This is a genomic window from Comamonas halotolerans, from assembly GCF_030162935.1.
Lineage (GTDB): Bacteria > Pseudomonadota > Gammaproteobacteria > Burkholderiales > Burkholderiaceae_C > Comamonas > Comamonas halotolerans.
Genome location: NZ_JASAUZ010000023.1, coordinates 381,620 through 403,656 on the forward strand (window position 1 = coordinate 381,620; position 22,037 = coordinate 403,656).

A 22,037-nucleotide genomic window follows, 5' to 3' on the forward strand; every position below is an offset into this window, starting at 1 on the left:
GTTTGCCACTATCGATTGTGGTGAAACCACCTGGCAGCAGGCTATCGGACAGTAGCTTGTTCCAAGGGTAAGTCTTGCTCAAGCTCCGGCTCACTGGCTGCATTCCAGCGCAAAGCCTGCACCTGCGCACGCAAGTCATTCGCCCATTGGCGGCGATCACGGCCATTGGCCTTTTCCGGGACTCCATAATGCACAACAGCCATCAAATGCTCTGTGCCAATGGTGCGCCATAGACTCCTCAACATAGGCTCATCGGGATAAGCCTCACATGGCACGTACGAAATAGCGCCTGTGCGCTGATCAACAAATGTCATGGCCACGGGCTGCACAGCCACATCGACATCGATAGCCGCCTGCAACATATTGCCGTGAAACGGTAACAGCTCGCGCCCGGGACCTACTGTGCCCTCAGGAAAAACCGTGAGAATATCGCCGTGCTCCAATGCCTGGGCCATGGCAAGCACGGTACGCTGCGTGTCTCTGCGCGAGTTGCGTTGCACAAACAGCGTGCCAGCTGCACGCGCCAAAGCGCCCACCAGGGGCCATCGGGAAATTTCTGCCTTGGAAATAAAGCGGCAGTGGCGGGCCGCATGCAAGGTGGGAATATCCAGCCAGGACTGGTGATTGGCCACCAGCAATACTGGCCCATGTGCGACAGGTTGCCCCTCTATACGCAGTGCTATCCCGGCAGCTTCAAGAAATTCACGAGCCCAGCGCTCAACGGCACGTTGCTGGGCCTGGGCATCCAATTGGTTGAAGCCATTACGAGCCAGATGCACGCCCTTGATGGCATGCCACAGCATTTGCGTAAATCTTCGTATTGCACGCCAACTTCCAGCCATCAGGCCCATCCTCCTTCAGTGGTTGTGGTGACTCTCCCGACGAAACCCAAAAGGGTTGTACGACTTAACGCTCAAATGCAATGTGACCATTGACCAGCGTCAGCTGGACCCGGGCTGGTAATTCGTAGCCGTTAAAGGGAGTACTCTTGCCTTGACTGACCAGCTCTTTGGCCGTCACGGTCCAGGCGCTTTGTGGGTTGACTACACATAAGTCAGCCACACCGCCTTCGACCAATTGACCCAGGCTGGCTTGCAAGGTTCCCAAAGCGCTCCCCAGCAAACGTGCTGGCGCTGCCGTCACCACCTCCAGAGCACGGGACAAAGGCACTTTGCCATCCTCAGACCATTTCACGGCAAGGGACAGCAGCAATTCGACGCCGGTGGCCCCTGCCTCAGCTTCCGCAAAAGGAAGTACCTTGGCATCATCATCTACCGGACAATGATCCGAGACCAACGCATCGATGGTGCCGTCGGCCAAGGCAGCAGACAAGGCATCGCGATCGCGTTGCTGGCGCAACGGTGGATTCAAGCGTGCGCGGCTGTCGAAATAGCCGATATCGTTTTCCGTCAGATGCAACGCATTGATGGACACGTCTGCCGTCACATTCAGGCCCTCGGCTTTGGCCTTTCGGATCAGTTCCACACCCGCAGCGCTGGAAATGCGGCACAGGTGCACACGGGTTTGTGAGCCACGAATCAGCTCAAAAATGGTGTGCAAGGCAATGGTCTCAGCCGCCACTGGCACACCCGCCAGGCCCATGCGCGTGGCCAAAGCACCGCTGGCTGCCACGCCCTTGCCCAGATCCTTGTCCTGAGGACGCAACCAGACCGAATAACCAAAAGTGTTGGCATAGCTGAGCGCGCGACTCAAGGTAGTGATGCTCGACAGCGGTACATCCGCCTGGCCAAACGCCACGCAGCCCGACTCGGTCAGCTCGGCCATCTCGGTCAGCACTTCACCCTTGAGGTCTTTGGTCAACGCCCCCATCGGGAACAGACGCGATTGGTGAAGCTTTTCGGCCCGGAACTTAAGCATCTCAACCAAGCCCTGCTCGTCCAGCACGGGATCGGTATCAGGCAGACACACCAAGCTGGTCACGCCACCAGCCACGCTGGCAGCCATTTCAGAAGCCAGCATGCCTTCGTGCTCATGGCCTGGTTCGCGCAAACGTACCGCCAAATCCACCAACCCCGGCAACACCCATTGACCCGAAGCATCAATGACGCGGTCGGCTGCAAAGCCTGCAGGCGCCTGCCCTATCGACAGAATACGGCCCGCTGCCACGGCAACATCACACACTTGGTCGAATCCGCGTGCAGGGTCAAGCACACGGCCGTTTTGAATCAAGATTTTCATGGTTTCACACCCAATGGGCTGTTTGCGCTCAGTTGGCAAGCGCAAGCAGCGATCCAAACAATTAGGCTTCGTTGCCTGCCACGATGGACATGACCGCCATCCGCACAGCGATACCAAAAGTCACTTGCGAGAGAATCACAGCCTGGGGACCATCGACAACAGCAGAGTCGATTTCCACGCCTCGGTTGATGGGTCCGGGGTGCATGACGATGGCATCAGGCTTTGCCAGCTCCAGGCGTTTTTCGGTCAGGCCAAAGCTCTTGAAATACTCCTGGCTTGATGGCAGCAATGCGCCGCTCATGCGCTCGTTTTGCAAACGCAGCATGATGATGACATCGCAGTCCTTGATGCCCTCTTCCAGGTTATGGAAGACGCGCACCCCCATGCTGGACATGTCTGCAGGCACCAAAGTACGAGGGCCAACCACGCGCACTTCGGCCGCGCCCAGGGTGGTCAGCGCGTGAATATCGGAACGCGCCACGCGGGAGTGCAGCACGTCGCCCACAATCGCAACACGCAAGTTGGAGAAGTCCTTCTTGTAGTGGCGAATGGTGTACATGTCCAGCAGGCCCTGCGTAGGGTGTGCGTGGCGGCCATCACCGGCATTGACCACGTGCACATGCGGTGCCACGTGCTGGGCAATCAGATACGGCGCACCCGATTCGCTGTGGCGCACAACAAAAATATCCGCAGCCATGGCCGACAGATTGTCGATAGTGTCCAGCAAGGTCTCCCCCTTGGCCGTGGAAGAGCGTGCAATATCCAGATTGAACACGTCTGCCGAGAGACGCTTGGCGGCAATTTCAAACGTCGTGCGCGTACGCGTGCTGTTTTCGAAGAACAGGTTGAACACGCTCTTGCCACGTAGCAGAGGCACCTTCTTCACTTCGCGGTCGTTGACACTGACAAAGTTCTCTGCCGTGTCCAGAATCTGGGTCAGGATGTCTTTGGACAGGCCTTCCGTGGACAGCAGATGAATGAGCTCACCGTTTTTGTTGAGTTGGGGGTTGCGCTTGTACAGCACGTTCAGACCTCTTTGACTTCAAATTGGAAGGTACCGTTTTCGCTACGCGCCAGAGCCAGCGACTGGCTGGCTGGCAGTGCAACGCGGGCGGCTGCAAATTCGGCGGCTACGGGCAGTTCACGCCCACCACGGTCCACCAGCACGGCCAAGCGCACACTACCGGGGCGTCCATAGTCGTACAGTTCGTTCAAAATGGCACGCACTGTGCGCCCGGTGTAGAGCACATCATCCAGCACAAGAATGTCGGCTCCGTTCACGTCAAAGTCGAGCTGCGTCTGCACACTTTGTGCCATACCACGCTGCGCGAAATCATCGCGGTGCAGTGCAGAAGAAAGCACGCCCGCACTGCCTGGCAGACCCAGATCTTTGTGTAAACGCTGCGCCAACCATGCACCGCCTGAAGCCACGCCCGCAAGCTTGGTCTCCGGCCCCATCAGACTGCGCACACCGCGCAATAACTCACGATACAGAGCTTCGGCATCCAGCACCAAAGAACCAGCGGAAAGACTCATGCAATGCTCCTCAAAAATTGTTCCAAGATGATGCATGCCGAAGCGGCATCGGCATCTTTGGCACCACCCGCCAAGGCTTCCGTGGTGCTGTAGCGTTCGTCAACTTCGTAGACCGGCAAATTGAATCGCCCACGCAATTGGCGACCAAATTTCAGTGCCCGTGCCGTGTTTTCGTGCGGCGCCCCATCTGGGTGGTAAGGCACACCAATCACCAGCGCTTGTGGTTGCCACTCCTTGATCAGCTTTTCCACAGCAGCAAACCGCGCATCCGCACCCTCCGCCTTGATGGTCGGCAATGGGCTGGCACCTCCGAACACACGATTACCCGAGGCACAGCCTGTGCGCTTGGTGCCAAAGTCAAACGCAAGAAATTGCTGAATGTGCGCAGGGAAATCCACGGCCTGTGCAGCAGTTTGGCTGGGCCGTGAAGAAGAGGTGTCGGAATTCATGCGCGTCCTGATTCGGGAGACAGCATCCAGGGCTCCAGCCCCAGAAGGCTCAAAGCCCTGTTATAACGCTCTTCAATCGGAGTATTGAAGATGACTTGTGGATCAGCATTGACCGTCAGCCAGGCATTCTCACCCAGCTCTGACTCCAGCTGACCTTCGCCCCACGAGGCATAGCCCAGCGTGACCACCACCCTACGGGGTCCTGCGCCATGCGCAATCGCCTCCAGCACGTCTTTGGAGGTCGTCATCTCCAGGCCGCCAGGAATGGCCAGCGTGGATGCATAAGCCGACTCATCTTCCTTCGCCCCTTCAATAATGAAGGGATCGTGCAGGACAAAGCCACGATCAGTTTGCACGGGCCCTCCGCGCAAGACCAAGTCCTCTTGCAGGTCCTTGCGCCCTAAAGGCAAATCGATTTTGTGCAACAGGGATTGCAGACTCAGCGTGGATGGCTTGTTGATGATCAGCCCAAGCGCACCGCGCTCGTTATGTTCACACAAATACACCACGCTGCGAGAAAAGGACTCATCTTCCAGACCGGGCATGGCGATCAGAAAATGGTGCGTCAGATTGATAGGCGCAGATTCAGCGGGCATAACTGCCTATTTTAGCGGGCAACCACCGGCCTGTTTGCAATAGCGCATTTACCCCGAGTGATAGACACATATAAGACGCTCTAAAAAAGAGAGTTTCCGCACTTGATGTTCTTAAGTTCCGACATCTTTCTCAGCTACAACTTAATTGATCTCTGCGCACTATTCTCTTTTCCAGAAGCGCCACCTCAGGCTCCGTCTACTGCTGCCTTATTGCACCGGCAAAGGTTTACCCACCGCGTAGTGGTGCACCAATCCCATCAGTGCTTCGTCGGAGTATGGTTTACCCAGATAGTGATTCGCCCCCAGCTCCATCGCATGGTCACGATGCTTTTGCGCAGTGCGTGAAGTGATCATGATGATAGGAAGATGCTGCAAGCGCTCCTGAGCACGGATATTGCGCAGCAAGTCAAAACCATCCATGCGTGGCATTTCAATGTCTGACAACACCACACAAGGCAGTTCATCCTGCAGCTTCTCCAGCGCCTGCAGCCCATCGGCAGCCGTGACAACACGATAGCCTTCACGCTGCAACAGGCGCTGCGAGACACGGCGCACGGTGATGGAATCATCCACAACCATCACCATCGGTACCTGGCTGGCTGCCAGCATGCCCGGTACAGGTGCTGCCGCAGCTACATCAGGCGATAGCTGGCCGGACGCCAGCGTGTCAAACATAGCTGGCAAGCCTGCACCCAGCTGGCGAATTCTTTCACCATAAACTGTTGTCAGGGCTACCGGGTTATAAATCAGCACCACCGCTCCGGAAGCGAGCACAGACATGCCCGTCACCCCAGGGAGGCGCGACATTTGCGGCCCCAGATGCTTGACCACCACTTCCTGGTGTCCCAGGACTTCGTCCACATGTAGGGCAATACGCTGCGACGCGCTGCGAAAAATAATGACTGGCCGGGTTTTTCCTGCTCCCACCTCAATACTGCGGGATGACTGGCTCCACACTGCTCCTGCCCAAAAGAATGGAATACGCTGCCCGCCATCTTCAAGCACACCACTGCGATAGGCTGCTTCCAAATCTTTCAAGTTCACGCGGCGTACCACTTCCACCAAACTGGCGGACACGCCTACAGAAAACTCCCCCGCACGCAACATCACCACCTGCGTCACTGCTGTGGTCAGAGGCAGCAGCAAACGGAAAGTTGAGCCAACGCCTTCCTCAGACACCGTCTCGATACGCCCTCCCAGTGCCTGCACTTCGGTACGCACCACGTCCATACCGATACCACGCCCAGAAACGCCAGACAACTGCTGCGCAGTCGTAAACCCGGGCATGAACACCAGTTGTGCAGCCCGTGCTGAATCGACAAGCTCATCCTCAGAAATCAGTCCCAGCGAGAGCGCTTTTTCACGAATACGCCTGACATTCAGTCCTGCTCCATCGTCCTTGAAGGTCACGGCAACGTCGTTACCTTCCTGGTGCACCTGAATATCGATCTTGCCCATGGGGGTCTTACCTGCAGCCTTGCGCTGCTCCGGCAGTTCAATGCCATGATCCACGCAGTTACGCAACAAGTGCTCAAACGCGGGCACCATGCGCTCAAGCACACCACGGTCCATTTCAATCGTTCCGCCACTCAAACCCAGCGTGACTTGCTTGCCAGTTTCTTTGGAGGTCAGGCGCACAACCGCGTACAAGCGCTCAGAGATGGAGTCGAATTCCACCATGCGTGTGCGCAGCAGGTCACGCTGCAAGTCGCGCGCTTGACGCCCCTGTGCCACCAAGTCGTCTTCCGCACCAGCAACATCACGCAGCAAATTGCGTTGAACTGTCGCCACGTCATTGACCGACTCAGCCATCATGCGCGTGAGCTCTTGGACCCGGGTGAAACGGTCAAACTCCAGCGGATCGAATTCGGTGCCTGCATCCTTGGACAGCTGCATGCGCGACTGCATCTGCGACTCTGCCTGTACTTCGAGGTCTCGCAATTGCAGACGCAGCTTGTCCAGGTTGAGGCCCAAGTCCGCCAAAGTGCTCTTCATCCTGTCCACACGCTCATCCAGACGCGAGCGCGCAATCATCACCTCACCGGCCTCATTGATCAATCGATCCAGCAATTGCGAACGCACACGCACTGTTTGCTGTGCACTCTGGCGCACAGCTCCGGCCAAAGCAGATTTGGGTAAATCAACCGGTGCCAACGCCACAGGCGCCAAACTGGGTGCAGCAGGCACCTCGGACTGCGGCGTTGTTTGAACGTCCGACGTCAGCGTCAGTGCCTCCCCGGAAGACTCCGCCGTCACCGGTTCACGCTCATCCTGTGTTTCCGCAGCACACAGCACATTGAAGCCTGCCTCAAGCGCATCCAGACGTGCGAACAATGGCTCAATCTGCTCACTGGTTACACGGTCAACCTCCAGCGCCTGCACTGCAGACTCCAGTCGATGCGCCATCTCCCCCATGCGCATGGCACCAGCCAGCCGTGCACTGCCTTTGAGAGTATGCAAGGCACGCAACAGAGTACTACGAGCCTCCAGGCGAGTGGGATGCGCCGCCCATTCACGCATGGCGCCCCCCAAAGTGGGCAACAGCTCCGCTGCCTCTTCTTCAAAGATAGGGAACAGGTCGGGATCAATGACATTGACGGCATCAATATCATCATCCTCCGAGCCACCCAGGACCGTTGCCTTGCCAGCATCAAGCACATTGGCCTGAGCTTGCGGCATAACTGCGATTGGCACAGGCACCGGCTTGATCATCAAGTCTTCCACCTCAGGCTGCTGCGCTTTATCAGCAGCTTCAGGGAAGCTGGGTTCGGTATCCAGTATCTGCTGCAAGCCCGCCTGTACCTCCTGAGAAGCACTGTGCAGGAAGCCTGCAGCGAACTGGTGCAACAAGCCACGAATTTCTTCTGCGGCACGGACAAAGCACTGCACCTGTTCTGGCACGCCCTGAGGTTGCGACGCCACATGCTGCAACGCATGCTCCAGTTTGCGCGCCACCTCTGACAGAGCTGTGAAGCCCACCGTGGCTGAGCTGCCAGCCAATGAATGTGCCCATACCTCCACCATCTCAGGCTGTGCTTCGTGCACATTTTCCTGCCACGCAGTCAACGCATCCAGCAGGCGGTAAGACCATCCTTCCGCTTCACCCAGATAGACATTGAACAAAGCCAGCGGTACAGACAAGTCACCAATACGTTTGATGTCATCCTCTGACTCTGCTGCCTGAAGCTCTGGCACTAGAGCGCCGTTCCCGGCGATAGCTGGCTCTGGCAGACTTTCTTGCTCAGTGACAGGCGGTGTTATGTCTGCAGTTGCATACCCCACCTCATCTGCGGGCGGCAAAATCGGTGCAGAAATTCCATCTCCCGCACCTTCCAGCAAGGCCGAGAACTCATCGAAACTGATTTCTTCGGCCTCAGCAGGCGTAACTGTTTGCTCCAGGGGTTTCGCTTCTGCCCCTTCAGAGGATGGCTCGTCAAAAGCAGCATCCTGGTTTTCAGCACCGGTACTCAGTGAAAGCTCTGCAATATCCGCATCAGGCTCCTTGCCCGATACCTCCGCAGGCACGGCGCCTGCATCGGACAGTGACAGAGCTTCTGCAGCCAGTTGCTGACCTTCCTGCAACGCAGCAATCGGCTGTGCCACATCCGACACAGCCCCCCCTTGCACAGCCTGCATATCCAAGGCCACAAAACGGTTATCCAGGCGCATAGCGTCTGCGCTGGCGCGGAAAGGCGCTGATTGCCACTGCTGCGCAGCGTTGGAATCAATCGCCTCCACCCAGGCTTCAAAACCGCGCAGAGCTTGCAGCGAAAGCTGCTGCATAGGCTCTGGCATAGCCTTTTGTTCTGCCAGCCAGGCATTGAGCATCTGCTCCATGGCCCACCCAGCCTGACCAAACTCGTCCAAGCCAACCATGCGTGAACTGCCTTTGAGCGTATGAAAGGCACGTCGCAACACGGTTTGTTCGCTCAAATTTGCTGGCTCCTGCGCCAGCACTTGCAAGGCAGCACGCCCATTGACCACAACTTCCCTGGCCTCTTCCAGGAAGATGCTCAGCAGCTCACTGTCGGTGTCTTCAGGCAGCGCCTCTAACTGCGCAGCAGGAGATGCAGCAACGGGCACTTGCGCTACCTCTGCGGGCTGCCCGGGAATTTCCCACTCTCCCAAGCTCTGATGGGGCTCTGGCAGCTCGGCCTGAGCACTGACATCATTGACCTCGGTTTCCTGCTGGTGTGCATCAGCAGCAGACATAACCGGGCTACCCAATAGTGCCGGCTCGACAATTTCCTCCAAGCGCTTCTGCGTCTCTGCTTGCTCGGTCTTTTCCGAAGCAGCATCACTACTGCGCACACGCCCCATCAAGAGCTTGAGCTCGCCTTCCTGCTCATCAAACTCATAGAGTTTGCGCGCCATGTTGCGCTGGTAGCTGAGCATGTCGATCAAAAAGCCCAATGCTCCCAAGCTGTTGCCCATTTTTTCGAACAGCACCTGCTGCTCTTCTTCGGGCACATCGCCTTGCTGCAAGCGTTCCACGTTCTGGCGCATGCGCACCATGGCCTGCGAAGCCGGATCCAGCCCCAGCACAGAGAGCACACCCCGCATTTGTGCCAAATGCGCTGCCACAGCAGCAAGCATGGATGTGTCCGCAGGGTTGCGGAAAAACTGGTCCAACAATTTCTCAGCTTCGGCGAGCGTGCCTCTGAGCTCCCCCACCACGCTACCCATGGTCTGCTGATCGCTCATTTGGCGATACAGATCCTCCATCCATGGCTCAAGGGGCTGCGCTGCTTCACCAGACAGGACAGCCTCCAGCCGTTTCGCCAATATGGTGCAGTGCTCCGTCATGGCTTCATCAGCCATCTCCAGCGATGCAAAGGCCGCTTGCAAATACAACACAGAAGTTGCCACTTCCATGGCTACTTCTGTGGATGGCGGATGAGCACGCGAAGACACACTGTGCATCACCTGCATCAGGGCTTTGGCCAGGCTTTCACTGTCAGGGTGCAATTTGGTGAGCGACTCGCATACCAATGTGAACTGATCTACGGCAGGCTTGATCTTGTGAGCATCACCACCGGCCAAGCTCGACCAGATTTCTGTCGCCGCAGCAATGCGTTTGCGCGCCTGTGCCAGCAAGGCAGGATCAAAGCGGCCAAAGCGTGCTTGCTCGTAATTGACCACGCTATGACGCTGCAAGTCAAAGCTGCTATACACCGCCTGCCAAACTTTTGCTGCTTTGGCGGCATCCTTGCCAATGGCAGCTTGCGCACAAAAAAACAGCATGTCCTGCAACAAGCGCTCCGGCGCAACCGGATCATTTTTTGCAAGTGCTACCGACACCATCAAGATACGTGATGCAACGCGCTTGGTGTAGTTGTCGATGCGGATGAGGCCATGGGCCATGGCATCGAAATACGCCCCAGCCACTTTCCAGAAAATACGCATGACTGGCTCAGTCTGAGCCATGGCATACCCCAGGCATACACTGCACATCCGAGCACTGGCTGCTGCGACATCTTGTCCTTTGACGATTTGCAAAACCGTCGCGTCCAGCATCTTGCGTGGCACCTGGTCATAGCTTAATGGTGAGATCTGAAAAGGTATCTCAGGATCACGCAGTCTGCGCTCGATGGGCCACAAATCCGCCGGATGCACCTTACCTTCGTTGCCAAACAGTGCCTGCACATCGCGATACTGTGGAAACAAGGCCACTGCCGAAATATGCTTGCCCGCCAGGGTCGACTCCAGATACTCCAGCAAGGCAAAGCTGGCTTTTTCCAGCGTTTGTGCCACTGCCTCTGTGCAATCTGCCGGTTTTTGCACGTAATGCTGCAGCGCAGCTTCCATAGAGCGCAGCAGCAACGCTGGTTGCGGCAGCCCCACCATCTCCAGCGCTCCACTGGACTGGTGCAACTGCTGCTTGGCTGTACGCAATGGACTGCTATCCAATGCAGCCAGATCAGATTCACGAACCTCTTCAGCCTCACGCACGAAACGACGGGTAGCTTTGACGGCGCTATCCAGTGATTTGCGCAACTCTTCCAACACCCATGCCAATGGGCCTAAATCTTGTTGCCCGTAGGGGGCTTGTCCCTCAGGTGCAGTGACTTCAGTGGGTGACATCGTCCATCCTTGGCATGTTTCAGCCGCATTTCTTAGTGCAATCGAAAACTTGGCCTCAAGCAATCTTGAAGCGAGATACCGACTGGCGCAGCTCTTCAGCCATGTGCGCCAAATCTCGCACTTGCTCTGCGGTACTGCGGGTGCTATCTCCTGTTTGTTCGGTCACTGCAAAAATATGCTGAATATTGCCTGCTACAGCGTTGGCCAGCTCGGCTTCACTTTGTGTAGTCTTTGAGATCTGCTCAATAAGTTCTGCCAGGCGGCGTGAAACGCTGTCAATTTCCGTCAGTGCGGTACCTGCAGAGTCAGACAGCCGTGCGCCCTCGACCACGCCTTGTGTCGAGCGCTCCATCGCAGCCACCGCATCCTGTGTGTCGGTCTGAATGGTCTTCACCAGAGCCGAGATCTGCCGTGTGGCATCGGCTGAACGTTCCGCCAGTCGTTGCACTTCTTCCGCAACCACCGAGAAGCCGCGTCCTGCTTCACCCGCCGAAGCGGCCTGAATGGCGGCATTCAGCGCCAGCACGTTGGTCTGTTCTGTAATGTCAGAAATCAGTTCCGTGATTTCACCAATTTCCTGGGAAGATTCCCCCAGTCGCTTGATGCGTTTGGACGTTTCCTGGATCTGATCACGAATAGCGTTCATACCGCCAATCGTGTTTTGTACCGCCTGCTGCCCTTGCTCTGCCGCTTGCAGTGATTGGCGCGCCACGGTTGCGGATTCCTGGGCCTGTTCGGACACCACGTTAATACGGGTGGCCATATCCAAAATCGACTTGCCAGTCTCACGAATTTCACGCAACTGCTCTGCTGAAGTAGCCAACAGTTCCGACGACGTCGTATCAACCAGGGTCGTTGTTTGAGACACGCGCTGCACAGTGTTTTGCACGTTCCCCACGAGCAGTCGCAACTCTTCAACCGTGTAGTTCACCGAGTCCGCAATGGCACCAGTAATGTCTTCCGTCACCGTTGCCTCTTGCGTCAAATCACCTTCGGCCACATTTTGCAGCTCGTTCATCAAGCGCAAAATAGCGGCTTGGTTGGCATCGTTGACCCGCTTGGCTTCTTGCTCTTGATAGCGTGCCAGGCGCTGCTGCTGCTCGGCCAGCACTTGACGCTGCCGACTATCAAGCAATTGCACGCGCGAAATGCCCACGCCGCACGCCAATACGAGAAGCGCAAGAAAGACCAACAAGCCCATCTGAGTCAAAGAAATACCCGCTTGGCTGGAGAGCTTCTCCTGCAAGTTCTCCAACTGAGAACGCAGTGGTTCACTATCACCAATAATGGTGTTTTGCGCTTCGCGAGCTGCAACCAAGCCCTGCAAGTTACCCAAAATCGATGTTGCTTGCGTGCTGGTTTCTTCATACTCTTTCAGCATGATCTTCAGCTGTTCACGCACCTGTGAGTCGCGTGACGCTGGCAAACGCAGCTCTGCGTTACCGTTGAGCAGCCCTTCGGCAAGCTCCTTGAAGGAGTTCAGGTCACGCCCCAGCAAAAACACAGCCTCAGGGCTGACGCCATCAACTGTCTGGAATTCATTGGCCGACTTGCCAATGCGCTGAGTCAGCATCAGCAACTGGCTGGAGGCTGCAATTTCTGCCGAAGAGGCTCCAAGCTGCAACTTGGAATTAGCAACCGCCTCTGCCAACTCCAGCAAGCTGGATGATTGGCGGTTGATAGAACGCAAGGCATCACCAGCCTGCGTCAACACGTTTTTTTGCTCCAGAACTGCCTTTGCGTTCTTTTCAGCACGTTGTGCCAAGGAGCTAACTGCGCCCAACTCATCTGAGAAAGAGGCATCCAAGCTTTGCACGCCAAGTTCTTCATCACCTTGGGTCAATGCACGCACATTGCGCCCCAAAACACTTGCACTGTTTTGCAATTCAACGAAAGCTTGCTCTTTGCCCAGCAAAGCCTGAGTCACAGATTTCGCCAAACGTTGCGACTGCATCAGTGACTGGCCTGTGGCAGCCAGTTGCTTGGCCGATCGGTCTGCTTGCTGCAACACCCAGCCTGCAACAATGGCCAGCAACACCACGACCAAGGCCAACAGGGTCAATAACCGGCGTTGGTGGGAAGCAGCAGGTGCCGTCCCCATGAAAGGCAAATGGATGCGGCCTTGCTCCATTGGCAATTCATCCATCAATGCCGTGTCTTGCACGCTTTGCAATGTATCAGCAGTTAGAGGTTGCGGCGGAGTGTCGTCTACTTGCGCACTACCCACTTCCACGCTCTCATCTAAAGAAGTGGATTTACGGCGAAAAATATTGCTGACCTGCTGGACAAAGGACATGCTCAACCTCGAAGGATCAAAAGATCAGATGCGAATGCTTAGGAATTCCGGCGTTTGCACCAACTGCTGTAACTGCAATACCTGCCACACAGCATTTGCACGATCGGTATAACGTTCACCGACAATACCCGGCAGGCACGGTTGCTCGTCCTGCGTTGCCTCAAGGGCTGTTGAGATAAAGTCATTGCTGCTACGCAAACCCAACAACTCATCCACAACCAATGCCACGTTCACCTGCAAAGCAGGGTTGATGGTCAGCAGGCTCAGCTCGTGCAAGGCCTGCTCTTTGCGCTCCACGGGATGCCCGAGATAAGCGCTCAGATCTACGACGCCTGTCAGACCTCCACGCAAATTGGCGACCCCCCAGAACCAGGCCTTGGTATACGGCACATGCATCACACCGGGCCAAGCAAAGATTTCACCAGCCTGCTCAAGAGGTAGTAAGTAGTTGCGTGCCCCCGCTTGCACCGCCAACCAGCTCGCACCTTGGACCTGATTGGTGCGCGCCGCTTGTAAGCGCTCAGCCAGGCGAGTCTGCAATTCACGCAACGCTTGTCGATTTGCCATGGCTACTCACTCAACTCAAGTGTTTTGCAACGCGGCAATCTTGACTTGCAGCTCATGGGGATCGACCGGTTTGGTGATGTAATCACACGCCCCTTGACGCAACCCCCAGACCCGATCAGTCTCCTGGTTTTTACTGGTGCACATGATGATGGGTACGCCCGCATATTTGGTGTCGCGTGCGATGATTCGTGTAAGCTGAAAACCGTTCTGCCCCGGCATCACTACATCCATCAAGATGAGATCCGGTTTTTCTTCACTCAGACGCGCCATTGCTTCTTGGGCATTTTCCGCAGTACGTACCTGATAGCCTTGCTTTTGCAGCAAGCCAGTTAAATACATCAACTCTGTTTTCGAGTCGTCCACTACCAGAACCTTTTGAATGGTCATGGCCCTCTCCTCTCGTTTTTTCAATTCAATTAACCGCCGCAGCCATCCGTCCAAACTGCTGCACAGCTTGCAACAGCTGATCTTTTGTAAATGGCTTGGTGAGGTACTCCTGACAGCCAACCATGCGTCCGCGGGCCTTGTCAAAAACGCCATCCTTGGAGGAAAGCATGACAATGGGCGTGTCAGAGAAATGGGCGTTGCGCTTGATGATGGCGCAGGTCTGATAGCCGTCTAGCTTCGGCATCAAGATATCGCAGAAGATAAGCTGTGGCTGAAAGTCGTTCACCTTCGCCAGTGCATCAAAGCCATCTTCTGCAAGCAGCACTTCGTGGCCGCCTTGCTTGAGAAAAATCTCGGCACTTCGTCGTATGGTGTTGCTATCGTCCACCACCAACACTTTGAAAGATGCTCCTGCTGTACTCAATTTGAAATGCCCCTTGGGTTATAAAAAATCCCCCGACAGGGCTGTGCAGCACCTGTCTCCCTCTCAAATCTCGACCATCTCAAAGTCTGACTTGCTTACAGCACATTCGGGGCACGTCCAATCATCTGGCACATCCTCCCAACGAGTCCCTGCCGGTATGCCGTGTTCAGGGTCTCCCACTGATTCGTCATACATCCAGCCACAAATCAAACACATCCAAGTTTTAGGGTCAGTCACAGCTTAAAGTCGCATCCAATAGAATGCAACGATTGTATCTAGGCACCTACCTTCCCCCTCTTGACAGAGCGGCGGTCATTGGGACAACGCATGGCATTTCAGCCCCCAGCAGTTCCAACTGCAAATAACACCCCCGACAACAGCTCTGAAACCGTTCTCGCGCAGCCCATGTGTGTGATGTGTTTCAACGCTTGCGACCCTAGCGGAGCAGGCGGTCTGACAGCGGACATCACTACCATTGCTTCAGTTGGCGGCCATCCCGTGGCTGTCGTCACAGGCGTAGTCGTCAGAGACACTAGCCATGTGTTTTCACACACGGCCATCGATGATGAAACCCTCACCGATCAAGCACGCACGGTGCTGGAAGACATTCCTGTACGCGCCATCAAAGTCGGCTTTGCGGGCAGCCCTGCCAACCTGGCTGCCATTGCCGAACTGGCGAGCGATTACCCGGACATTCCTATCGTCAGTTACATGCCGGATCTGTCCTGGTGGCAAGGTGATGGTCTCGAAGAATATCTGGATGCCTTCCAAGCTCTTGTCATGCCTCAAACTTCTGTGTTGGTTGGTAACCACGGCACACTCAGCCGATGGCTCCTTCCTGACTGGAGCCACAGCCGTGCTCCTACCGCGCGTGACATTGCCAAAGCGGCTGAAACGCTGGATGTGCCCTTTGTGCTTGTCACAGGTATTCCACTGGCCGAGCAACATATCGACAACGTCCTTGCATCGACCGAAACCGTTATAGGTAGCAGCAAATTTGAACTGTTTGACGGCAGCTTCAATGGCGCGGGCGACACTTTGTCCGCAGCGCTCACAGCCCTGCTCGCCGCTGGCAATGATCTTGGAGCAGCGGCGCAGGAAGCGCTGGATTATCTGGACCGCAGCCTGGGCAGCGGCTTTCGCCCCGGCATGGGACAGCTCATACCCGACCGCATGTTCTGGGCGCAGCCTGAAGAAGGTGTCGAAACTAGCGAAAGCGGCGAAGATACCGAGTCAACACCGTCCACTATTCCCTCCCCCGAGGAGAATCAACCGCCCCTTGAGGGCTTTGTGATGCCTTCCCATGACACAAAACACTGATCTCAATCAACCATTGTTCGAGCGCGCCAAAGGCGTTATCCCAGGTGGTGTGAACTCACCTGTCCGTGCTTTCAATGCCGTCGGTGGTATCCCCCGTTTTGTGAAACGCGCCCAAGGCCCCTACTTCTGGGACACCAATGACCAGCAGTTTGTGGACTACATCGGCTCCTGGGGTCCCATGATCCTGGGCCACGGCCACCCCGAAGTGCTGCAAGCCGTGCAAGCAGCCGTCCTGGAAGGTTTCAGCTTCGGAGCGCCAACGGAGCGCGAAGTCGTGCTCGCCGAAAAAATCCGTGAGCTGGTGCCTTCCATGGAAATGGTGCGCATGGTCTCCTCCGGCACCGAAGCAGGTATGAGCGCTCTGCGTCTGGCACGTGGCTACACCGGCCGCAACAAGATCATCAAGTTCAATGGCTGCTACCACGGCCATGCCGACTCGCTGCTGGTCAAAGCTGGCTCGGGCCTGGCTACCTTTGGCGCATCTTCATCCGCCGGCGTGCCTGCAGATGTGGTTAAAGACACTATCGTGCTGGAATACAACGATATCGCCCAGCTGGAAGAAGCTTTTGCCAAGATAGGGCATGAAGTTGCCTGTGTCATCATGGAACCCATTGCTGGCAACATGAACTTTGTGCGTGCGTCTGTGGAATTCACCCGCCGCATCCGCGAACTGACCAAAGAGTATGGCGCCTTGATGATCTACGACGAAGTCATGACTGGCTTCCGAGTGGCTCTTGGCTGCGCGCAAAGCCTGTATGCCAAGGAAATTGATGGCTTTGAACCTGATCTGACCGTGATGGGCAAGGTCATTGGTGGTGGCATGCCCATGGCAGCTTTTGGTGGCCGCCGTGAAATCATGGAAAAGCTTTCACCCCTGGGCCCGGTCTACCAGGCTGGGACGCTTTCAGGCAATCCGATCGCCACGGCATGTGGATTGAAGACACTGGAGCTGATCGGCCAACCTGGATTCCATTCAGAGCTGCATTTGAAGACCGGTCACCTGATGCAAGGCCTGAAGGCGGAAGCTGATGAGGCAGGCATTCCATTCAGCATCGACTGGCAAGGTGGTCTGTTCGGCTTTTACCTGCTGCCAGAGCTGCCTAGCAGCTACCACGCGGTCATGAAAACCGACGGCGCCCTGTTCAACAAGTTCTACCATGGCATGCTGTCACGAGGCCACTACTTTGCACCCGCTCTGTATGAAGCCGGGTTCGTGAGTGCCGCACATACCGAAGCCGATATTGACCGCACCATTGAAGCAGCACGCGAAGTGTTCAAGACACTGTAAGCACTGTTTTGGACGCTGATCAAGCCCCGCACGCTAGATGCTTGCGGGGCTTGATTTATTGTGGATGTTGAAATTCTTTTTTCGCTGCATCCACACCAGCACGCACTACACACTCAGGCGCGTGGTCATTGACCATGCCCATGGACTGCATGAAAGCGTAGCAGGTGGTGGGACCGACAAACTTCCACCCACGTTTTTTAAGTTCCTTGGCAAGGGCCTGGGATTCAGGTGTTTGAGCCATCACTTGCAAGCCTTCGCTGGGTCGTGCAGGTGCAAAGCTCCAGAAGAAAGCCTCTAGCGACCCCTCCCGTGCCACCATTTCCTGCGCTTTACCCGCATTGTGGATTACCGCTTCAATCTTTCCACGGTGGCGCACAATGCCTGTGTCTTGCAGCAGGCGCTGCACGTCTGCTTCCCCGAACTGAGCTACTTTGTGGAAGTCGAAGTTTGAAAAGGCTGCACGAAAGTTTTCACGCTTTTGCAAGATGGTGTACCAGCTCAAGCCCGACTGAAACGCCTCCAGGCTGATCTTTTCAAACAACCTGCGATCATCGCGGACCGGGAATCCCCATTCATGGTCATGATAGTGAATGTAGCGCTCGCTGCCTAAGCACCATGCGCAGCGCATCTGCCCATCAGGGCCTGTCGCGATTGGGATCATGCAAAACTCCTTGTCTGCCACTGTAGAGCAAAGCAGGCATAAAAATCTCGGTGCTGCTTGAACACCGGGTCGGAGATCACCCGATTGTCGCGTTAAAGGTACTGTTCAAGAAACTTTCGCCAAACGTGAATGTCGCATGCCGTAAGCAGCGTAGACCAAGACACCCAGTGCCATCCAGCCCAGAAAACGAACCCAAGTCAGCGTAGTGAGATTCATCATCAGGTACACGCACAATACTGCAGACAGTGCGGGCAGAACCGGGGCGAATGGCACACGATAGCCGCTACCCTGGGGATTCTTTCTGCGCAGCACCAACACGCCAACGCTGACCAGCACAAACGCCGACAAGGTGCCGATGTTGATCATCTCTTCCAGCGCCTCCACATTGGTGAATCCCGCCATCAATGCCACCACAACGCCTACAACGATTTGCAGACGCACAGGTGTTTTCCGCGTCCTGGAGGTCACACCCCAGTTGCGCGGTAGCAAGCCGTCACGGCACAGAGCCAGCAGCACACGGGCACTGCCCATCAACAGCACCATGACCACGGTGGTCATGCCCACCAGTACGCCGATGGAGATGATCTGCGCCGCCCAGTCCGCGCCTACAGCAATGAATGCGGTGGCCAGCGATGGATTCTCCGCCTTCGCCAATTCGGTGTATGGCACCATGCCGGTCAGCGCCAGTGTGACCAGGATGTACAGCACCGTCACCAGCGCCAATCCACCCAGAATGCCGCGCGGCAAAGTGCGTTGCGGGTCTTTCACCTCTTCGGCAGAAGTCGCCACGATGTCAAAGCCCAGGAAGGCAAAGAACACCAGTGATGCCCCGGAAATCACGCCCAGCCACCCATACTGACTGGGCGCTGCTCCAAACAGCCAGGCCAGCATGGGCTGGCCCCAGACATCACCGCTCACACCGTGTGCAGCAACGGGTGGTTGAGCAGCCGGTATAAAAGGCGAAAAGTTATCGGTGTTCATATAGCTGAAGCCCACCACAATTACAAACAGCGTGATGGCAATTTTGATCAAGGTAAAGAAGTTGTTCACCTTGGCCGACTCTTTGGTGCCAGCCATCAACAGCAAGGTGAAGACGCTGACGATAAAGAATGGTCCCCAGTTCAGCGTCACACCTGCGAACTGAATGGTTTGTGGAATATCCCATCCCGCAGTGGCAAACACGGTAGACAAGTAAATGCCCCAATACTTGGCAATCACAGCTGCCGCAGAAATCATTTCAAGCAGCAGATTCCAGCCAATGATCCATGCCAGTCCCTCTCCCATGGTGAGGTAGGTGTAGGTATAGGCACTGCCTGTGACTGGTACATTGGATGCAAACTCCGCATAGCACATGATGGCCAGCGCACACGTAAACGCAGCAATGATGAAGGAGAAGATCACGGCTGGCCCGGCAAAAGTGCCAGCTGCGCGAGCACCTACCGAAAAAATGCCCGCACCGACTGCCACAGCCATGCCCATGATGATCAAATCGAAAGTGCCCAGCGTACGTTTGAGCTGGCGCCCTTGCTCGTCCGCATCGGCCAGTGCCTGTGCGACAGTTTTAGTTCGTAACCACTGCATTCAAACCCTTTTGCAGTCCGCCAACGCAGTCCGCGTTGGCAGCCATCTAGTTTCAAAGGCATAAGAATAGGGATTACGCGTACAGGCAGCAGCAAGCTTGTGCTTACACCTGAATACGTGTTTGTTTCTCGAGCCAGTTTCTGCGCGGTTTAAGCATTGAAGTTAGCGACACAAGCAACTGAAAAAGAATGCGTCCAAAGGATAGTTAACGCCCATAAACTGCAAGCAATATCAGAAATTCGCAAAAACCCGGACGCACTGAGAAAATCCGTTTTTTGCATGAATCCGAAAGACTGCTAGTTATTGGTCTGTGCAGGCAAGGCCAGAATCCATGCTGCCATGCCTTCTGCATGCTCCTGCGTCACTTGTGGATGGCGCGGCATGATCACCTTACCCCAAACACCGACACTGCCCTCACGAATTTTTTGCGCGATATATGCCTGTGCCTGTGTCTGATCCCGGTAACGATCAGCAATTTGTACAAATCCTGGACCCACAAATTTGCTGTCAATACCATGACAGCGCATGCAATCGCTGGCATCCAGCCACGCCTTGCCTTGAACCAACTCGGGGTGCAGTTGCGCCAACTGTGCCACCGTCTTAGCTGCTTTCTGGTCTGATGGTGTGCCAATGTACAGTCGCACGCCCAAATTCAGCAAACCCAGCACCACCAAAATCATGCCGATGATGATGAGCCAGCCGAGCCACTTCGGACGCTGTACCGGCTCGTCGTCGTAATCCTGCATGGAGAAACATCCTTTTCACAAACAAAATCGGCATGGAGCCGAAACATCCATGCCGAGTGTGCATTGCCTTGCCCAACCTGACGCAAGCAAGGGCTTCCAAGACAACGCCGCCCGCACAGCCCATCACTGAATGGGTTGCTCTGAGGCGAAATGTCGATCCGGAGAAAAGTAGCAGCGCTACGAGCAAGGATGGACACAACGCGTCAGGTATGAACTGCGCTGTCTCCTATCAGTGACGGAAGTGACGCACGCCGGTGAACACCATGGCGACACCACGCTCGTTGGCCGCGTCAATGACCTCCTGGTCACGCATGGAGCCACCAGGCTGTGCCACGCAGGTCGCGCCCGCATCCACCACCACGTCCAAACCATCACGGAAGGGGAAGAAAGCATCCGAAGCCACAACGGTGTTCTGCAGCGTCAGCTTGGCAGCCTCTGCCTTGATGGAAGCAATGCGTGCCGAGTCCAGGCGCGACATCTGGCCTGCGCCCACGCCCATGGTCATGCCGTTCTTGCAGAACACGATGGCGTTGGACTTGACGAACTTGGCCACCTTCCAGGCAAACAGCAGATCTTGCAGCTCTTCAGGCGTAGGTTGCTTGATGGTCACCACCTTCAGATCAGCCAGTTGCAGCTCATGGTTGTCCGCAGTCTGCAGCAAAATGCCGGAGCCCACACGCTTGGACTCCACCGCATTGCGACCATTGGCCCAGTCGGTTTCACCACCGGCAGGCAGGGCAATCTTCATCAGACGCACATTGACCTTGGCCTTGAAGATTTCCAGCGCTTCAGCACTGAACTCAGGCGCCATCAGCACTTCAACAAACTGCTTGGAAACGGCTTCTGCTGCTGCCTTGTCCACAGGGCGGTTGAAGGCGATGATGCCGCCAAAGGCACTGGTGGGATCAGTCTGGAATGCCTTGGAATAGGCTTCAAAGGCATTGGCGCCAACGGCCACGCCACAAGGGTTGGCATGCTTGACAATCACGCAGGCGGGCGCGTCAAAGCTCTTGACGCATTCCCAGGCCGCATCAGCATCGGCAATGTTGTTGTAGCTCAGCTCCTTGCCTTGCAGCTGTTCACCGGTAGCCAGCGAACCCGGCGCAGGGTACAAATCGCGGTACCAGGCTGCTTGCTGGTGGCTGTTTTCACCGTAGCGCAGATCCTGAATCTTGACGAACTGTGCATTGCTCTGGCCGGGGAATGCCGCACGCTCAGGCACGTACGATTCACTCAGTTTTTCGTCTTCAAACTTCACGGAAGACAGATAGTCGCTGATGGCACCGTCATACTGGCTGATGCGATTGAACGCTGCCACCGACAGCTCGAAACGCAGCTTATTGGAGAGCTTGCCATGGGTCTTCAACTCGGCCAGCACCTTCTCGTACTGGTCGGCAGCTGTCACAACGCCCACATCTTTCCAGTTCTTGGCAGCAGAGCGCACCATGGCGGGACCACCAATATCGATGTTCTCGATGGCATCAGCCAACGTGCAGCCAGCCTTGGCCACTGTGGCTTCAAAGGGGTACAGATTCACAACCAGCAGATCAATGGTCTCAATCCCGTGCTCCTTCAAAGCAGCCATATGCTCAGGGAAGTCACGGCGTGCCAGCAGACCACCATGCACCATGGGGTGCAGTGTCTTGACACGACCATCGAGCATTTCTGGGAATTTGGTGACTTCCGCCACCTCCGTTACAGGCAGACCCTTCTCAGCCAGCAGCTTGGCAGTGCCACCGGTAGACAGCAATTGCACGCCCATGGCGTGCAAGGCTTGCGCGAATTCAACGATGCCGGTTTTGTCGGAAACAGAGAGCAGTGCTTTCATGGTGCAACTCAATAATGATGAAATCGTTACTCAGCGCCTACCTTGCAAGCGCTGACAGCTATCAAAAAAAGAATG

18 protein-coding genes are annotated in these 22,037 nt (G+C 55.9%); 2 read left to right on the forward strand and 16 right to left on the reverse strand.

Annotated elements, in window-relative coordinates; genetic code table 11:
- Window positions 1–41: 41 nt before the first annotated feature.
- The 12 genes from QEP11_RS12405 to QEP11_RS12460 form a co-directional block, all read right to left on the reverse strand.
- Window positions 42–851, reverse strand: a complete 810-nt coding sequence (locus tag QEP11_RS12405) for a lysophospholipid acyltransferase family protein (RefSeq protein ID WP_284336948.1) — start codon at window positions 849–851, stop codon at window positions 42–44.
- A gap of 55 nt (window positions 852–906) precedes the next feature.
- Window positions 907–2,199, reverse strand: coding sequence for a dihydroorotase (locus QEP11_RS12410; protein ID WP_284336949.1), 1,293 nt, complete (start codon window positions 2,197–2,199; stop codon window positions 907–909).
- A 61-nt stretch (window positions 2,200–2,260) separates the two neighbouring features.
- Window positions 2,261–3,223 carry an aspartate carbamoyltransferase catalytic subunit gene (locus QEP11_RS12415; protein ID WP_284336950.1) on the reverse strand — a complete coding sequence of 321 codons (963 nt, stop codon included), beginning with the start codon at window positions 3,221–3,223 and terminating at the stop codon, window positions 2,261–2,263.
- Between the two features lie 2 nt (window positions 3,224–3,225).
- Window positions 3,226–3,735 (reverse strand): bifunctional pyr operon transcriptional regulator/uracil phosphoribosyltransferase PyrR, encoded by a 510-nt coding sequence (pyrR, locus tag QEP11_RS12420; protein ID WP_284336951.1) that lies wholly within the window; start codon window positions 3,733–3,735, stop codon window positions 3,226–3,228.
- Window positions 3,732–4,184 (reverse strand): Holliday junction resolvase RuvX, encoded by a 453-nt coding sequence (gene ruvX / locus QEP11_RS12425; RefSeq protein WP_284336952.1) that lies wholly within the window; start codon window positions 4,182–4,184, stop codon window positions 3,732–3,734. The genes pyrR and ruvX overlap by 4 nt, the downstream gene beginning before the upstream one ends.
- The gene (locus tag QEP11_RS12430; RefSeq protein ID WP_284336953.1) at window positions 4,181–4,780 is read right to left on the reverse strand and encodes a YqgE/AlgH family protein; all 600 of its coding nucleotides are present in this window, start codon (window positions 4,778–4,780) and stop codon (window positions 4,181–4,183) included. The genes ruvX and QEP11_RS12430 overlap by 4 nt, the downstream gene beginning before the upstream one ends.
- 207 nt (window positions 4,781–4,987) lie before the next feature.
- Window positions 4,988–10,864 carry a hybrid sensor histidine kinase/response regulator gene (locus QEP11_RS12435; RefSeq protein ID WP_284336954.1) on the reverse strand — a complete coding sequence of 1,959 codons (5,877 nt, stop codon included), beginning with the start codon at window positions 10,862–10,864 and terminating at the stop codon, window positions 4,988–4,990.
- 55 nt (window positions 10,865–10,919) lie between these two features.
- Complete coding sequence (locus QEP11_RS12440; protein ID WP_284336955.1) at window positions 10,920–13,160, reverse strand: methyl-accepting chemotaxis protein; 2,241 nt, start codon at window positions 13,158–13,160, stop codon at window positions 10,920–10,922.
- A gap of 24 nt (window positions 13,161–13,184) precedes the next feature.
- Complete coding sequence (locus tag QEP11_RS12445; protein ID WP_284336956.1) at window positions 13,185–13,727, reverse strand: chemotaxis protein CheW; 543 nt, start codon at window positions 13,725–13,727, stop codon at window positions 13,185–13,187.
- Window positions 13,728–13,742: 15 nt separating this feature from the next.
- Complete coding sequence (locus QEP11_RS12450; protein ID WP_284336957.1) at window positions 13,743–14,114, reverse strand: response regulator; 372 nt, start codon at window positions 14,112–14,114, stop codon at window positions 13,743–13,745.
- 25 nt (window positions 14,115–14,139) lie between these two features.
- Window positions 14,140–14,538: a response regulator gene (locus tag QEP11_RS12455; protein WP_284336958.1), complete on the reverse strand. Its 399-nt coding sequence runs from the start codon at window positions 14,536–14,538 to the stop codon at window positions 14,140–14,142.
- A gap of 63 nt (window positions 14,539–14,601) precedes the next feature.
- Window positions 14,602–14,754, reverse strand: a complete 153-nt coding sequence (locus tag QEP11_RS12460; protein WP_284337038.1) for a rubredoxin — start codon at window positions 14,752–14,754, stop codon at window positions 14,602–14,604.
- A gap of 189 nt (window positions 14,755–14,943) precedes the next feature.
- On the opposite strand from QEP11_RS12460, the gene thiD reads away from it, so the two are divergent.
- Together thiD and hemL are read left to right on the forward strand one after the other, a co-directional pair.
- Window positions 14,944–15,858: a bifunctional hydroxymethylpyrimidine kinase/phosphomethylpyrimidine kinase gene (thiD, locus tag QEP11_RS12465; protein WP_284337039.1), complete on the forward strand. Its 915-nt coding sequence runs from the start codon at window positions 14,944–14,946 to the stop codon at window positions 15,856–15,858.
- Window positions 15,842–17,146, forward strand: a complete 1,305-nt coding sequence (hemL, locus tag QEP11_RS12470) for a glutamate-1-semialdehyde 2,1-aminomutase (RefSeq protein ID WP_284336959.1) — start codon at window positions 15,842–15,844, stop codon at window positions 17,144–17,146. The genes thiD and hemL overlap by 17 nt, the downstream gene beginning before the upstream one ends.
- 55 nt (window positions 17,147–17,201) lie before the next feature.
- Here the strand turns inward: hemL and QEP11_RS12475 are convergent, their stop codons facing one another.
- The 4 genes from QEP11_RS12475 to purH form a co-directional block, all read right to left on the reverse strand.
- Window positions 17,202–17,807, reverse strand: coding sequence for a DNA-3-methyladenine glycosylase I (locus QEP11_RS12475; RefSeq protein WP_284336960.1), 606 nt, complete (start codon window positions 17,805–17,807; stop codon window positions 17,202–17,204).
- Window positions 17,808–17,912: 105 nt separating this feature from the next.
- Complete coding sequence (locus QEP11_RS12480; RefSeq protein ID WP_284336961.1) at window positions 17,913–19,388, reverse strand: amino acid permease; 1,476 nt, start codon at window positions 19,386–19,388, stop codon at window positions 17,913–17,915.
- Between the two features lie 296 nt (window positions 19,389–19,684).
- Window positions 19,685–20,134: a c-type cytochrome gene (locus QEP11_RS12485; protein ID WP_284336962.1), complete on the reverse strand. Its 450-nt coding sequence runs from the start codon at window positions 20,132–20,134 to the stop codon at window positions 19,685–19,687.
- 229 nt (window positions 20,135–20,363) lie between these two features.
- The gene (purH, locus tag QEP11_RS12490) at window positions 20,364–21,962 is read right to left on the reverse strand and encodes a bifunctional phosphoribosylaminoimidazolecarboxamide formyltransferase/IMP cyclohydrolase (protein ID WP_284336963.1); all 1,599 of its coding nucleotides are present in this window, start codon (window positions 21,960–21,962) and stop codon (window positions 20,364–20,366) included.
- Between the last annotated feature and the right edge of the window lie 75 nt (window positions 21,963–22,037).